We start from the raw sequence: 15,100 nt of genomic DNA, 5'->3' as shown, positions 1-15,100 counted from the left end.
TGCGAGCGGTTCTGCTCGATTACCTCGAGCTTTCACAAATCCGTCAGTGACGGTACTTGACCCTGAATTGGATTAGCCCGGTATGGTTTGAAAAAACTATCCGGGCTTAACTGGGTGTCCGTGAATTTTGGGGAAGTTCGTGGCTTGTCCAAGAGAACGGGCTTGTCGAGCGCTCGCCAAAAGCAGCTGGACGCCACTACCTACAATCTACAATCCGAACATCCTACCTTGGCGTGGTGCCCGCGACCCCGCGCCGTTATAGCCATCTACCACGCGCTGCGGCTATCCACCCTTCAGCAATTGCTCCAGATCAACAAAACCCCCACTACCCGCGCGGCTACTCCATTCGGATGATGTCGCCCCCCGGCCCCCGACAAAGAATCCAGCCCGTGTCACACAAGGCGAGCCGCCGCTGAATGCTGGGCGGTTCGCGACTTCTTCCCGCACGACCATGGGTGAGTCGATGGAGCAAACAACAAGAATTTCCCCCGAGGAGCTGGTTGCCCGCGCCCGGGCGCTGGTGCCGCTGCTGGCCGAGCGTGCCGCGCAGGCCGAGGCCGAGCTAAAGGTGGCCGATGACGTGATCGCCGCGCTGCAGGAGGCGCAGTTGTTCCGCGTCATGCAGCCCAAGCGCCACGGCGGCTTCGAGTACGGGCCCAAGGTGTTCGCCGAGATCCAGCAGACGCTGGCCGAGGGCTGCATGTCCACGGCCTGGATGTACGGGGTGGTGGCGGTGCATCCGTGGCAGCTGGCGCTGTTCCCCGAGCAGGCGCAGCAGGAGGTATGGGGCGAGGATGCCTCGACGCTGATCGCCTCGACCTACATGCCGGTGGCCAAGGTCACGGAAGTGGAGGGCGGCTATCGCATCAGCGGGCGCTGGGGCTTCTCCACCGGCTGCGAGCACTGCGAGTGGGTGTTCCTCGGCGGCAACCTGACGCCGGGCGTGGGCAAGGGCAACAGCTACCGGACCTTCCTGGTGCCGCAGAGCGATTTTCGTATCGAGCGCAACTGGGACGTGATCGGCCTGCGCGGCACCGGCAGCCACGACATCGTGGTCGAGGACGCCTTCGTGCCGTTCCACCGCGCCCACGCCACCCAGCAGCACGACGACGCGGCCAACCCCGGCCGCGAGCTGAACAGTGCGCCGCTGTACCGGGTGCCGTTCGCGCAGATGTTCATCCCAGCGGTATCCAACGCCTGCATCGGCGGCCTGGCGGCGGCCATCCAGCACTTCAAGGACTACGCCAGGCAGGGCATCAGCAAGAACGTCGGCATGCGCACGGTGGACGATCCCAACGCGCAGCTGGCCTACGCCCGCGCGGTGGTGGCCCACGAGCAGATGGTGGAGAACCGCAAGCGCCACTACGACGTGCAGATGGCCTGGGCCGAGCGCGGCGAGGCGGCGCCGGTCAACGAGCGGCTGCGCCAGCGCTACCAGCTCGCCCAGGTGGCCAACGAGTGCGCCCACCACATCAACGAGCTGCTGCGCTGCTGCGGCGCCACCGGCACCTACCGCAGCAATCCGCTGACGCGAATCTTCCTCGACGTGTTCACCGGCCGCGCGCACATCGCCAACAACGTCGACCTGTTCGGCCGCGCCTTCGGCTTCATCGCCCTGACCGACCAGACCACCACCGACAGCTTCCTCTGAGCCCTGGAGACCCGACCATGTCCATGAATCGCGCAAAGATCATCGCCGACCCGATCCCCGAGCGTTACGCCCGCGGCTGGCACTGCCTGGGCTCGGCCCTCAAGTACAAGGACGGCAAGCCGCACACGGTGAACGCCTTCGGCTACCGCCTGGTGGTGTTCCAGACCTCCGACGGCGCGCTGCAGGTGCTCGACGCCTGGTGCCCGCACATGGGCGGCGACCTCAGCCACGGCCGCCTGGAGGGCGACAACGTGGTCTGCCCGTTCCACGGCTGGCAGTTCGATCGCGAAGGCAAGGCGGTGAGCATTCCCTATTGCAAGCGCGTGCCGCCGAAGGCGCGGGTGGGGCGCTGGGCCACCGCCGAGCTGAACGAGGCACTGTTCATCTGGCACGACCCGGACGGCAACCCGCCGCTCGACGGCCAGGAGATCCCGCGCCTGGAAGAGCTGTACTCGCCGGAGTACAGCCAGATGCACTGGGCGGAGTGGGTGATCAACGCCAACAGCCGCGAGCTGGTGGACAACATCGTCGACATGGGGCACTTCGACGAGACGCACCAGTCGCCGTCGCTGTTCTTCGCCAACCTGTTCGAGGGCCACAAGGCCACCCAGGTGCAGATCTCCGGCTCGCGGATCATGAGCGAGGGCGAGCCGGTGGTGACCTACGCCACCTACTACGGGCCGGGCGTGCTGCTGGTGTCGCTGAAGGGGCCGTACAAGGGCCACTACATGGAGACCATCTACATCGTCGGTAACACCGCCATCGACCACAACAGCTTCACCCTGCACTTCGGCGTGGCCACCAGGAACATCCCGGGCCTGAGCAAGGCGGAGAACCAGCAGCTGATCGCCGAGTGGACCGAGCTGCAGTGCGTCGCCCTGGGTACCGACGTGGCTATCTGGGACAACAAGGTGCGCATCGGCAACCCGATGCTGTGCGAGAGCGACGGGCCGATCTACCACGCGCGCAAGTGGTACGACCAGTTCTTCCAGCCGATCAACGAGGCGTCCGAGGAGTCGACCCGTCGCTACGAGCACGAGATCGACATGGACTACATCGGCGTGAAGCCGGAACTGCGCCACCTGCGCGGCTGATCAGCCAAGGCAGCGCAGGGTTCTTCTGTAGGGGCGAATTTATTCGCCATGGGCCGCAGCGCGGCCCCCGATGTTGCCAAGGGCAGGCCGCTGGCCTGCTTGGCGAATGAATTCGCCCCTACAGGGAGTCCCGCGCCGCGATTAGGAGAATCCGATGATGGACATTCGTGGACTGGCCTACGTGGTGGCGAGCAGCCGCGACCTGGCCGCCTGGCGCCGGCAGGCCGAGCAGGTGCTGGGCATGATGGTGGAGGAGGGGCCGCTGGGCGACCTCTATATCAAGATGGACGAGCGGCCGTTCCGGCTGTTCGTCTCCAGCGGACCGGCCGACCGCTACGTGGCGAGCGGCTGGGAGCTGGCGGGCGAGGAAGCCTTCGAGCAGGCCTGCGCGGAACTGGAGCGCGCCGGCGTGCCGTTCGAGCGCGGCTGCGCCGAGCTATGCGCGGTGCGCCGGGTCAACGGCCTGGCCAGCCTGCGCGACCCGTCCGGCAACCTGCACGAGCTGGTGTGGGGCGTGCGCTCGGACTTTCGCCGCTTCGTCTCGCCGGCCGGTGTGCCGGGTTTCGTCACCGGCGAGCTGGGGATGGGGCACACGGTGCTGCCGGCACCGAACTTCGCGGAAACCTGGGCGTTCCTGCGCGATGTAATGGGCTTCGGGCTGTCCGACATCCACCGCTTCCAACCGGCGCCGGACGCCCCGGCCATCCCCATCTACTTCCTGCACTGCGGCAATGGCCGTCACCACAGCCTGGCGCTGTTCGGCGGGCCGGTGCCCAGCGGCTGCGTGCACCTGATGGTGGAGGTGGAGAACCTGGTGGAGGTCGGCCGCGCCCACGACCGCATGCAGCGCGCGGGCGTGAAGCTGATGGCCACCCTCGGCCAGCACGTCAACGACCGCATGACTTCCTTCTATATGGACACGCCTTCGGGCTTCGCCATCGAGTACGGCTTCGGCGGCCTGGTCCTCGACTGGTCGCGGCACAGCGTCTATGAGGCGAGCGAGGTGAGCGTGTGGGGGCATGACTTCGGCGTGGGATTCAACGCACCGGAGCGGTAAGGCCCGGTCGCCAAGACCGCGGGCGGCTGGCAACGGGCCGGCAATCCCGCTTCGGCGGGAATCCGGCAAGGCGTGGCACCCGGGCTCCCGCCTGCGCGGGCGCGTTTTGGTCGCTACCGCACGCGCAACACCCCCGGACGTGCTGCCAGCCCATCACGCCCGGATCTCCCTCAAATGGATGATGTGTCATCCCCCCGACCCTTCCCACACTGGACTCGTCCACGGCGCGCCGGCTTTACGCGCGCCGCGGGCTGAGGACCTGCCCGCGTGGCGTATGCCTGAGCGCGGGCCTGCAATGCCAGAACAACAAAAATCAGGAGGCAGAATGCCCAAGGCAGCAAGAAAGGATTGCCGGCGCGCCGGCCAGCGCGAGTTGCTGGCTCTGGCCGTGGCGTTGGCCAGCGGAACGGTGCAGGCGTTGCCGACCGTCGAGCTGGGCGAGTCGACCACCCTCGAGTCGTCGCTGACGGTCAACTACACCGCCTCGATGCGCGCCGAGAAGGCCGACGACGAGTACCTCGCCGATCTCAACTACGACGACGGCACACGCAACTTCGACCGCGGCGCGCTGATCACCAACCGCGTCAGCCTGTTCGGCGAGATGTTGCTGCGCCACGACAACCTCGGCGCCATGCTGCGTGCCAGCCACTTCTACGATGCGGCCTATCGCGACAGCAACGACAACGACTCGCCGGAAACCGTCAACAAGATCGGCGCGCACGACCACTTCATCGAGAAGACCCGCGAGCGCAGCGGCGGCGAGTTCCGCCTGCTGGACGCCTTCGTGTTCGGCAACTGGGACCTGGACGGCCACTACCTGTCGGCCAAGGCCGGCCGCCACCTGGTGGCCTGGGGCGAGAGCCTGTTCTGGCCGAACATCAGCCAGGGCCAGGCGCCGGTGGACGCCACCAAGTTCAACGTGCCGGGCACCGAGGCCAAGGACGCCTACCTGCCGGTCGGCCAGGTGTCGGCGTCCTTCTCGCTGACCGACGACCTGACCCTGATCGGCTTCTGGCAGTACGAGTGGGAGGAAACCCTGCTCAACCCGGTGGGCGACTACTTCGGTAGCGACTACTTCGGCCCCGGCGCGCAGTTCTACCGCCTGGCGCCAGGGGTGATCGGCAACCTGCCGGACCAGACCTTCCGCGTGGCCAACTTCGCCGGCGAGGTGGAGCCGGGCGACGACGGCCAGTGGGGCTTGGGCCTGCGCTACCGGCTGGGTCAGGACACCGAGGTTGGCCTCTATCACTATCGCTATCACGACCGGGTGGCGGCGCTGTTCTTCGACTTCACCGGCGACACCCAGTACTCCTCGCTCAAAGACGTCGGCCGCGGCACCGGGGCGGGCAACGCGCCGGCCTATCAGCTCGGCTACTTCGACGACATCGCCCTCACCGGCGTGAGCCTGAGCACCAAGCTGGGCGATGCGGTGCAGATCGGCAGCGACCTCAGCTACCGCGAGGATGCCGCCGTGTACCTGTCCAACGGCGCGCCGACCCGCGGCAACCTGATCCAGGGCAACCTCAACGCCGTCTACATCATCGGCCCGAGCGCGCTGGCCCACCAGACCACGCTGATGGGCGAGGTGGTGCACCAGCGCATCGACAGCGTCGAGGACCTGGTGGTGACCGGGGGCCTGCCGGGGCAGAACGGCACCTTCGACGACTACGAGTACGACGGCCAGACCCGCGGCAGCACGCTGGTCGGCGTCGGCGCGATGTTCGACTACCCGAGCCTGTTCAGCGGGTGGGACCTGACCACCAAGGTGTTCTGGAACCAGAACGTGTCCGGCAGCGCCTACTCGGGCCTGGGCCGCGACGAGCGACGCATCACCGTGGGCGGCGACTTCAAGTACCTGGGCAACTTCCAGGTCGGCCTGACCTACGTCGGCTATCTCGGCTCGGCGGACATCGCCAACGGCCGCACCCTCGCCGATCGCGACTACGTGTCGCTGAACGCCAAGTACACCTACTAAGAAAAAATGGGGACGGAACCATGAAGCACACGAAACTCGCCAGTGCGCTCGCCTGCGGCGCGCTGCTGCTGGCCGCCGGCCAGGCGCTGGCCAAGGCCACGGCCGATGAGCTGGCCAAGCTGGGCAGCACCTACACCTGCATGGGCGCCGAGCGCGCCGGCAACGCCGACGGCAGCATTCCCGAATATTCCGGCAAGTGGCTGGGCGTGCCGCCGGGGGTGAACTTCGCCGGCACCGGCAGCCATCCGGTGGACGCCTATCCGGACGACAAGCCGCTGTTCACCATCACCGCGCAGAATCTGGCGCAGTACGCCGACCGCCTGAGCGCCGGGCAGAAGGAGCTGTTCCGCCTCTACCCGGACACCTTCCAGATGCCGGTCTACCCGAGCCGCCGCGACTTCCGCTACAGCGATGAGGTGTGCGCATCGATCCGCGACAACGCCGCCAGCGCCACCCTGGTCAACGACGGCATGGGCGTGGAGGCGATCACCGGCGCACCGCCGTTCCCGTTCCCCAAGTCGGGGCTGGAGCTGCTGTGGAACACCATCCTGCCGGCGCGCGCGCACACCGAGGAGGCCACCTACGACAACGCCTTCGTGCAGCGCGACGGCAAGATCAACTGGGGACGGGTCAAGTCCAACTACCTGGCGCCGGCCAACGACCTGACCCACCGCGGCAAGACCGAGGGCGTGGCGAGCTACTACCTCAACGAAACGCTGCTGCCGCTGCGCGACAAGGGCGAGCTGAACACCGGTCTGGACTTCTTCAACTACGCCAAGGACCCGCGGCAGAGCTGGCGCTACGATCCGGGCACCCGCCGCGTGCGGCAGAGCCCAGGCTACGGCTATGACATGTCCTTCCCGGGCACCGGCGGTTCGGTGACGGTCGACGAGATCCGCCTGTTCAACGGCGGCCCGGACCGCTTCGAGTGGACCATCGTCGGCAAGAAGGAAATGTACATCCCCTACAACGCCTACCGCCTGCACTCGGAGAAGGTCGGTTATGACGAGCTGATCAAGCCCGGCCACGCCAATCCGCAGTTCATGCGCTACGAGCTGCACCGCGTCTGGGTGGTGGAAGGCAAGCTCAAGGAGAACTACCGCCACCTGTACGGCAAGCGCGTGCTGTACATCGACGAGGACACCTGGCACGCCGTGCTCGCCGACAACTACGACACCCGCGGCAGCATCTGGCGCACCTCGATGGTCAACTACTACTACGCCTACGAGATGAACGCCTGGCAGGCCGGCGTCGGCCTCTACCACGACCTGCTGGAGAACACCTATCTGGCGCTGAACCTGATCAACGAGCAGCCCAAGGGCTACAAGCTGAACGCCTCGAACTTCCGCCCGGCGATGTTCGGACCGGAGGCGGCCCGCCGGGGAGGGCTGTGATGGAAGGGGCAGGGGGCGCGTGCGCCCCTTGCCTCGCCGCGGCCACCAGCTATGCCGAGCTGCAGGGGCTGATCGGCCTGGTCTACGACGGCCTGCTCGAGGACAAGCCGTGGAATGGCCTGCTCGATGCCCTGCGCCGGCAGTTCGGTGCCAACTACGTGTCGCTGACCATCCGCCTGCCCAGCGCCGAGGATCGCGGCCTGGTGGTGTTCGTCGGCGAGGCGCGGCCGCACATCCACGCCATCTACAGCAGCTCGCTGTATACGGTCGATCCGTTCGTCAATCTGCCGCGCGACACCGTGGTGATGCTCGAGGAGCTGATCGACGAGCGCGAGTGGCTCGATAGCGTGATCTACCGCGACTTCCTCGAACCGCTGCAGGTGCGCTACATGATGGGCGCCGACATCCGCAGCGACGACGGTCGCGAGCGCGAGTTCCGCCTGCGCGTGAGCCGCCCGCCGCAAGGCAGGCCGTTCAGCGAGACGGAGCGGGCGCTATGCGGCCTGCTGCTGCCGCACCTCAAGCGCGCGCTGCGCCTGTACGCCCACCTCGACCGGGTGGAGAGCGCCTGTCGGCTGTACGTGGGCACCCTGGAGCGCATGGGCATCGGCTCGATCCTGCTCGACGAGGACGGCGCCATCTGCCGGCTCAACAAGGTCGCCGAGGACATCCTCGCCGCCGGCGACAGCCTGCAATTGCACAACGGCCTGCTCGAAGCCATCTCGCCGCGCGACGACCGCCGCCTGTGGCGGCTGATCCGCCAGGCGACCGCCGGACGGCGCGGCATGGGCCTGGTGGAAGCCATCGCCCTGGACCGCGGCGGCCAGCGCGGCAGCCTCAGCGTGCTGGTGCGCAGCATCCCGCTGACCGTCAGCGCCGAAGCCGGCCGCGCGGCCGCCGTCGAGCTGATCCTGCGCGACAGCGCCCACCCGGCGCTGCCCTCCGAACCGCTGCTGCGCCAGCTCTACCAGCTCACCCCGGCCGAGGCCTCGCTGGCCGTGCTGCTCGGCGAAGGCCTGACCCTGGAGGAAAGCGCCAGCCGCCTGGGCATCAGCCGCAACACGGCGCGCACCCACCTGCGCGCCGTGTTCGCCAAGACTGGCGTGAAGCGCCAGACCGCGCTGGTGCAGCTGCTGCTGTGCAGCGTGGTGGCGCTGGATTGAGGGGCGCCGCCACGCTGCCCGGTTGAGCGGGAGGGGAACGCCGAGGCTGGCCGGAGAAGGGTCGATTCCGTAACATCCGCAGCCTTTTTCCCACTCCCCGGGGCTGGTTTCGCCGGCCCGGATCGCAGGAACACCATGAAACCAGCCCGTCTGCGCGCCGATGTCCTGGCCGGACTCACCACCTCTTTCGCCCTGGTGCCCGAGTGCATCGCCTTCGCCCTGGTGGCCCACCTCAACCCGCTGATGGGCCTGTACGGCGCCTTCATCATCTGCACCCTGACCGCCCTGTTCGGCGGCCGGCCGGGCATGGTGTCCGGCGCCGCCGGCTCGATGGCCGTGGTGATAGTCGCGCTGGTGGTGCAGCACGGTGCGCAGTACCTGCTCGCCACCGTGCTGCTGGGCGGGCTGCTGATGATCGCCTTCGGCCTGCTGCGCCTGGGCAAGCTGGTGCGCATGGTGCCGCATCCGGTGATGCTCGGCTTCGTCAACGGCCTGGCGATCGTCATCGCGCTGTCCCAGCAGGAGCACTTCAAGGCCGGCGAGGGCTGGCTGACCGGCGCGCCGCTGTACCTGATGCTGGGACTGGTGGCGATCACCATGGCCATCGTCTACCTGCTGCCGCGCCTGACCCGCGCGGTGCCGCCGGCGCTGGTGGCGATCCTGAGTGTCGGCCTGGCGGTCTGGCTGCTCGACCTGCCGACCCGCACCCTGGGCGATATGGCGAACATCGCCGGCGGTTTGCCCGTGTTCGCCCTGCCGGACATCCCCTGGAACCTGGAGACGCTGGCCATCGTCGCGCCTTACGCGGTGCTGATGGCGCTGGTCGGCCTGCTGGAGACCCTGCTGACCCTCAACCTCACCGACGAGATCACCGAGAGCCGCGGCTACCCCGACCGCGAGTGCACGGCGCTGGGCGCGGCCAACGTGGTGTCCGGGCTGTTCGGCGGCATGGGCGGCTGCGCAATGATCGGCCAGACCATGATCAACCTCGGCTCCGGCGGGCGCGGCCGGCTTTCCGGCGTGGTCGCCGGGGTGATGGTGCTGCTGTTCGTGCTGTTCCTCTCGCCGCTGATCGAGCGCATCCCGCTCGCCGCGCTGGTCGGCGTGATGTTCGTGGTGGCGCAGCAGACCTTCGCCTGGGCTTCGCTGCGCGTGCTCGACAAGGTGCCGCTGAACGATGCCCTGGTGATCCTCGCGGTGACCATCGTCACCGTGTTCACCGACCTGGCCACCGCCGTGCTGTGCGGCATCGTCATCGCCGCGCTCAACTTCGCCTGGCAGCAGGCCCGCGAGCTGTACGCCGATAGCCATCTGGAAGCCGACGGCAGCAAGCTCTACCGCCTGCACGGCACGCTGTTCTTCGCCTCCACCACAGCCTTCCTCAACCAGTTCGACGCCGCCAACGACCCGGCCGAGGTGGTGCTCGACTGCCGCCACCTGAGCTTCGTCGACTACTCGGCCATCGCCGCGCTGAAGACCCTGCGCGAGCGCTACGCCAAGGCCGGCAAGCACCTGCGCGTGCTGCACCTGTCCGAGCGCTGCAAGCAGTTGCTCAAGCGCGCTGGCGTGCATCAGGGGTGAGATAGGAGAAGAAGGGCGCGCGGGAAAGTTTCGGCATCCGCTGCAACACCGCGCGCCGCCCGCTGCGCACGGTGTTGGCCAGGATCGGAGTAAAGCGCCCGGTGACGCTGGATCGAGGGGGCGCAAGGCCCCCGGATCACATCAGCCCTTGCAGGCCTTCGTATGCCACGTACAGCCCGACCAGCGTGATCAGCGCGCCGGAGAAGTAGGGCGCGCGGCGGGCGAACTCGCCAAAGCCGTTCCAGCGCCGGGAAACATGCTTGATGCTCAGCGCGGCCAAGGCCCCGGACGCCACCATGGTCAGCGCCAGGCCAATGCTGAAGCTCAGCACCAGCGTGGCGCCGAGCGCGACCTGCTTGAGCTGCAGGCACAGCAGCAGGACAGTGATCGAGGCCGGGCAGGGGATCAGCCCGCCGGTCAGGCCGAACAGCACGATCTGCCCCGTGGTCACCTGCCGGTTGGCGAAGCGCCGGCGAATGTCGTTGGCGTGGGCGAGTTCGTGCGGGTCCTGATAGCCGGGCGCGGAAACATCCAGCCCCGCGTAATCCGGGATCGCGTGGTGATGGTGGTCGTGCTCGACGAACTCCACGTCGTAGTCGTGACTGTGGTGGGCGTGGCCGAGGCGCAGGCGGGCGACGAAGGAGTGGGGCTCGGGAATTTCCTGCACGGATTCCAGGAAGCCCTCGCGCTGGGCAAAGTCGAACGCCTGGCGGCTGCCGTCCGCGCGCTCGGTTTCGAGGGCGACCTGCCCGGCAGTCCACGCATGGCCGTGTTTGCTCTCCCGGAACAGCCGGAAGCGCGGCGGCACGCCGTCCTCGAACACCTGCAGACGCACCGTGCCGTGGCCGGTATCGATAAGCTTGTCTTCGTCGTGCGAGTGATCGTGGTCGTGATGATGGTGGTCATGGGCGTGGCCGGCGCACTGATTGCGCCAGGTCCGCCACAGCATCCAGACGGCCACCGCGACGATGAGCACACCGGAGGCGAGCTGGAAGTACGGCTCGGTGGTCTCGGCGTCCCAGTTGCGGCCGAAGTACAGCCCGGCCATCGCCACCGCCCACACCACCGCGGTATGCGAGAGGGTGGCCGACAGGCCGAGCAGCACGGCTTGCGTCAGCGTGCCGCGAATGGCGACGATGAAGGCGGCCATCATGGTCTTGGAATGGCCAGGCTCGAGACCATGCAAGGCTCCCAGTAGAATGGCGCTGGGAATGAACAGCCAGGCATTGCCTTGCTGCAACAGGGAAGCGAAGTCGGTCATGGCGGGCTCGGAAAGGGTTTTCTAGCGGCGCCATGATACTGCCCTACAGTATAAATATACTACCCACCAGTATGGCGTGGGACACACAGGAAGTTGCTACATGCACATAACAAGAGACAAGGCGAAGCTGCTGACCCGGGTCCGGCGCATCCAGGGCCAGGCCGCCGCGCTGGAAAAGCAACTCGACCAGGGTGGTGACTGCAGCGCCGTATTGCAGCAGATCGCGGCGATTCGCGGCGCGGTGAACGGCTTGATGGCCGCGGTCATCGAGGGCCACCTCATCGAGCACGTGGTGCAGGAGCCCGAACTGGAACAGCGCCAGCAGGACATGGACGTGGTGCTGCAGGTCATCAAGTCCTATCTGAAATAGCGGGAGGTAGAGGGGCGGTCCCGGCCCTGGGATGCCGCCCACCGGGCGATGCGTCGCCTGTAGGGGCGAATTCATTCGCCAATCACCGGACCAGGGGCCGCCCGACGGCCGCCGTATCCCGGCTTTTGCCCATGCAACACGAGGTCAAGGAAAGATGAGCGTCAGGGATTGGGCGGTACGCGCGCCGCAATCGACCCGGCTGGAGCGCATGGAAGCCTATTTCGGCGGCCATGGCTTCGCCCCGCACCGGCACGACACCTACGCCATCGGCCGCACGCTGGCCGGCGTGCACTGCTTCCGCTATCGCAACGCGATGCGCCACAGCCTGCCGGGCGGCACCATCGTCCTGCACCCGGACGAACTGCACGACGGCGAGGCGGGCACCGATGAGGGCTTTCGCTACCGCATCGCCTACCTCGAACCGGCCTTGCTGCAACACGCCCTCGGCGGCAAGCCGCTGCCGTTCGTGGCCGACGGCATCTCCCGCGACCCGCGCCTGTACGCGGCCACGCAAACGCTCATGCAGGGCATGGACTGCCGGATCGATCCGCTCGAAGAGGACGATGCCATCTTCGATCTGGCGCAGGCGCTGGCGGCGGTCGCCGGGGCCCGCCGCGGGCGTCGGGCGCTGGATTATCCGGCCGCCGAACGAGCCCGCGAATACATCCACAGCGCGCTGGATCGCACCCTCACCCTCGATGAGCTGGAGCAGGCCAGCGGCCGCGAGCGCTGGAGCCTGTCGCGGGATTTCCGCGCCCTCTACGGCACCAGCCCCTATCGCTACCTGACCCTGCGCCGCCTGGAGCGGGTACGCGCGCAGATCGTCGCCGGCCGGCCGCTCATCGAGGCGGCGTTGAACGCCGGTTTCGCCGACCAGAGCCACATGACCCACCATTTCACCCGTGCTTACGGCATCCCGCCGGCGCGCTGGTTGCGGCTGCTGCAGCGCGACTGACCCGGCGCAGCAAGCTGCACGATCCTGCAAGACCGCGCCGCGCCATCTCCTCCAGACTCGCCCCCTCAAAACGCTCACCGCTGCGCGCCCGCGCAGCGACCGGCCGACTTCGAATCCGACTGCGAGGGATACCCGATGAACATCGTCATGGTGCAGCCGCACGGCATCCTGCGCCGCGTGGCCCCGGCGGCGCTGGCGATAGTGCCGGTCAGCCTGCTGTTCGGCGTGCTGGCCGCGCGCGCCGACTGGTCGCCTCTGGAGGTGCTGGCCATCGGCCTGCTGGGCTTTTCCGGCAGCGGCCAGTTCGCCCTGCTGCCGCTGGCCGAATCCGGCGCGGGCTTTGCGACCATGCTGCTGGTCACCGCCTCGATCAACAGCCGCTACCTGCCGATCGCCTATGCCTCGGCCACCCGCCTGCCGACGCCAGCCGGCCAGCGCGTCTGCCTCGCGCACATGCTCGGCGACGAGGCCTACGCCATGGAGCGCCCGCACGACAGCGGCGCCAGCCTGTGGGCGATCCGCACCAGTCTCTTCGTCGCCTGGGTACTGGCCGGCCTGCTCGGCGCACTGCTCGGTCACCTCGTCCCGGCCGCCTGGCTGGGCCGCGAGGTGAACCTGGGCTACCCGGCCAGCGTGGTGCTGATGTACCTGTCGGCCGCGCAGCTGCGCGCGCGGCTCTGGTTGCAGGTGCGGGGTCGGGGTCGGGGGCGGGGTCGGGGTCGGGGAAGGGTGCTGGCCGCCTCCGCCTTGTGCGCAGGACTATCCTTGCTGCTCATCCACCTGCTGGGCCCGGTGTACTTCTGGATTCCCGGCATAGGGCTGGCCAGCCTGATCCTGTGGCGGGCGGGGCTATGAGCGACCCGGTCCAGACCGCCATCGCCGCGCTGTTCTGCACCAGCTGCCTGGTGCGCATCCTGCCGGCGTTCGTCCCGCTGCGGATCGGCCCGCGGCAACGGCGTTATCTCGAGCGCCTGCTGCCGGCGGCGGTGTTCGTCAACTTTGCGGTTTATCTCGTCTACAGCGAGGCGCTGCGCGAGCCGGTCGCGGCGCTGGCGTCCTTGGCGGTGGTTGCCGGCATGGCCTGTTTCGACCGGCTGGGGGTGCTCGCTACGGCGGTTCTGGGGACGGCGATCTACTTCGGGCTGGTCCGCGGACTGGGCTGAGGCCGCGCTCTACAGCGCATCGGGCCAGGCGACCTGGTAGCGCGTACTGCGCCCACCGCCCGGCAGGCGAACCAGGCAGCCCTTGGCGAGCAGGTCGGCCAGATGGCGGGTGGCGGTGGCCTTGGAGACCTTGGCGACGGCCTGGTACTGGGCGGCGCTGATGCCGTCCGCGAAGCCGCGTTCGCCGCCGTCGAGCAGACGGTTGAGCACCTTGATCTGCTCGGCGGACAGCGCCTGCCCGCGGTGCCGCTGCCAGAAACGCGCCTTGGCCAGTACCCGCTCGATGCGCGCCAGCGCCTGCTGCAGGCTGGTCAGCAGGGTGTACAGGAACCATTCGAGCCAGGCGGTGACGTCCAGCCCGTCCTTCTGGCTGTTTTCCAGGATGCGGTAATAACCCCGGCGGTCGTCGAGGATGCTCGCCGCCATGGCGTAGAAACGGATGGACTGGCGCTCGCCCTGGGCCAGCGCCAGATCGGTGATGGCGCGGGTCAGGCGACCGTTGCCGTCGTCGAAGGGGTGCAGGGTGACGAACCAGAAGTGGGCGAGGCCGGCGCGCAGCAGCGGGTCGAGGGCGGCATCGCTACGACTGGCGGCGAACCAGTCGAGGAAGGCCGCCAACTGCTGCTCCAGCCCATCGCGCGGCGGCGCCTCGAAATGCACGGTGGGACGGTCGAGACGGCCGGACACCACCTGCATCGGTTCCTCGCCGCGCAGGGCGCCGACACGGATGCGTCGTGGCAGCAGGTCGAGTTCCTGCTCGGGGAACAGCAGCGCGTGCCAGTGCAACAGGCGCTCCAACGTCAGCGGCTGCTCGAACTGTTGGGTGGCGTCCAGCATCAGCTCGGCCAGCCCCTCGCTGCGCGGACTGACGCGGGCCTGCGCCTCGGCTTCCAGGCCCAGGCGGCGGGCCAGCGAGGAGCGCACCGAACCGACGTTGAGCTGTTCGCCCTCGATGGCCGAGGAGGTGACGATATTCTGCAGCAGGGCATCCAGCTCGCTCTGCGCGCCGAACTCGCCACCGACGGCGCCAGCCATGCCGAGCAGCCGGCCCTGGGCCTGCGTGCAGTCGCGCAACAGGGGCGCCAGGCGTTCGGCCTGCCAGCGGAAATGCGGCCAGTCGGGCTGCTGCCAGATCCAGCGGGTTTGTTCCATCGTCTGCCTGCCCGTGGGTGATGAGCCGAATAGAGACTTTATTCGGCTCATTGGGTGAGCCGATTATGGCGACTATTCGGCTCAGGGGCCAGCCGAGGTGCTTGCCCGAGCGCCGTGCAAAGGCGAATGAATTCGCCCCTACAGGTATGAGCTGGCCATACGAACGCCTTCATTCCCCACAGGGCAATGTGCCACCTGTAAGGGTGAATCCCTTCGTCGAGTAGGCGACGTGCTGCCTGTAGGGGCGAATCCCTTCGCCGACGAGGCGACGTACTGCCTGTAGG

Annotated in this window: 13 protein-coding genes; 11 read left to right on the top strand and 2 right to left on the bottom strand. The window is 67.9% G+C overall.

The annotated features are described in order from the left end of the window. Positions 1–451: 451 nt before the first annotated feature. The 7 genes from LMJ29_RS15220 to LMJ29_RS15190 all read left to right on the top strand — a co-directional run bounded on the left by LMJ29_RS15220 (position 452) and on the right by LMJ29_RS15190 (position 9,915). On the top strand, positions 452–1,651 hold the full coding sequence (locus LMJ29_RS15220; protein WP_229606370.1) for an acyl-CoA dehydrogenase family protein: 1,200 nt from the start codon (positions 452–454) through the stop codon (positions 1,649–1,651). A 17-nt stretch (positions 1,652–1,668) separates the two neighbouring features. Continuing rightward, positions 1,669–2,745, top strand: a complete 1,077-nt coding sequence (locus LMJ29_RS15215) for a Rieske 2Fe-2S domain-containing protein (protein WP_229606369.1) — start codon at positions 1,669–1,671, stop codon at positions 2,743–2,745. 154 nt (positions 2,746–2,899) lie between these two features. Next, positions 2,900–3,802, top strand: coding sequence for a VOC family protein (locus LMJ29_RS15210; RefSeq protein WP_229606368.1), 903 nt, complete (start codon positions 2,900–2,902; stop codon positions 3,800–3,802). A 325-nt stretch (positions 3,803–4,127) separates the two neighbouring features. Further along, positions 4,128–5,777, top strand: coding sequence for a DUF1302 domain-containing protein (locus tag LMJ29_RS15205; RefSeq protein ID WP_229606367.1), 1,650 nt, complete (start codon positions 4,128–4,130; stop codon positions 5,775–5,777). A 20-nt stretch (positions 5,778–5,797) separates the two neighbouring features. Next, positions 5,798–7,171, top strand: coding sequence for a DUF1329 domain-containing protein (locus tag LMJ29_RS15200; protein ID WP_229606366.1), 1,374 nt, complete (start codon positions 5,798–5,800; stop codon positions 7,169–7,171). Next, entirely contained in the window at positions 7,171–8,334 is a 1,164-nt protein-coding gene (locus LMJ29_RS15195; RefSeq protein WP_229606365.1) for a helix-turn-helix transcriptional regulator, read from the top strand. Before LMJ29_RS15200 ends, LMJ29_RS15195 begins: the two co-directional genes overlap by 1 nt. 135 nt (positions 8,335–8,469) lie before the next feature. Then, positions 8,470–9,915, top strand: a complete 1,446-nt coding sequence (locus LMJ29_RS15190) for a SulP family inorganic anion transporter (RefSeq protein ID WP_229606364.1) — start codon at positions 8,470–8,472, stop codon at positions 9,913–9,915. Positions 9,916–10,051: 136 nt separating this feature from the next. Here the strand turns inward: LMJ29_RS15190 and LMJ29_RS15185 are convergent, their stop codons facing one another. Then, complete coding sequence (locus tag LMJ29_RS15185; protein WP_229606363.1) at positions 10,052–11,176, bottom strand: nickel/cobalt efflux protein RcnA; 1,125 nt, start codon at positions 11,174–11,176, stop codon at positions 10,052–10,054. Between the two features lie 100 nt (positions 11,177–11,276). On the opposite strand from LMJ29_RS15185, the gene LMJ29_RS15180 reads away from it, so the two are divergent. The 4 genes from LMJ29_RS15180 to LMJ29_RS15165 all read left to right on the top strand — a co-directional run bounded on the left by LMJ29_RS15180 (position 11,277) and on the right by LMJ29_RS15165 (position 13,664). Next, positions 11,277–11,546, top strand: a complete 270-nt coding sequence (locus LMJ29_RS15180; protein WP_229606362.1) for a metal/formaldehyde-sensitive transcriptional repressor — start codon at positions 11,277–11,279, stop codon at positions 11,544–11,546. Positions 11,547–11,700: 154 nt separating this feature from the next. Further along, complete coding sequence (locus LMJ29_RS15175) at positions 11,701–12,501, top strand: AraC family transcriptional regulator (protein ID WP_229606361.1); 801 nt, start codon at positions 11,701–11,703, stop codon at positions 12,499–12,501. Positions 12,502–12,636: 135 nt separating this feature from the next. Then, positions 12,637–13,356, top strand: a complete 720-nt coding sequence (locus LMJ29_RS15170; protein ID WP_229606360.1) for an AzlC family ABC transporter permease — start codon at positions 12,637–12,639, stop codon at positions 13,354–13,356. Continuing rightward, complete coding sequence (locus tag LMJ29_RS15165) at positions 13,353–13,664, top strand: hypothetical protein (protein ID WP_229606359.1); 312 nt, start codon at positions 13,353–13,355, stop codon at positions 13,662–13,664. Before LMJ29_RS15170 ends, LMJ29_RS15165 begins: the two co-directional genes overlap by 4 nt. 9 nt (positions 13,665–13,673) lie before the next feature. Here the strand turns inward: LMJ29_RS15165 and LMJ29_RS15160 are convergent, their stop codons facing one another. Next, on the bottom strand, positions 13,674–14,816 hold the full coding sequence (locus LMJ29_RS15160) for a Fic family protein (RefSeq protein WP_229606358.1): 1,143 nt from the start codon (positions 14,814–14,816) through the stop codon (positions 13,674–13,676). Between the last annotated feature and the right edge of the window lie 284 nt (positions 14,817–15,100).

Source organism: Pseudomonas oryzagri (assembly GCF_020831405.1).
In the GTDB taxonomy this organism is placed as follows: Bacteria; Pseudomonadota; Gammaproteobacteria; order Pseudomonadales; family Pseudomonadaceae; genus Geopseudomonas; species Geopseudomonas oryzagri.
Note: the sequence above shows the minus strand (reverse complement) of the source record. Positions and strands in the feature narration are given on the sequence as shown.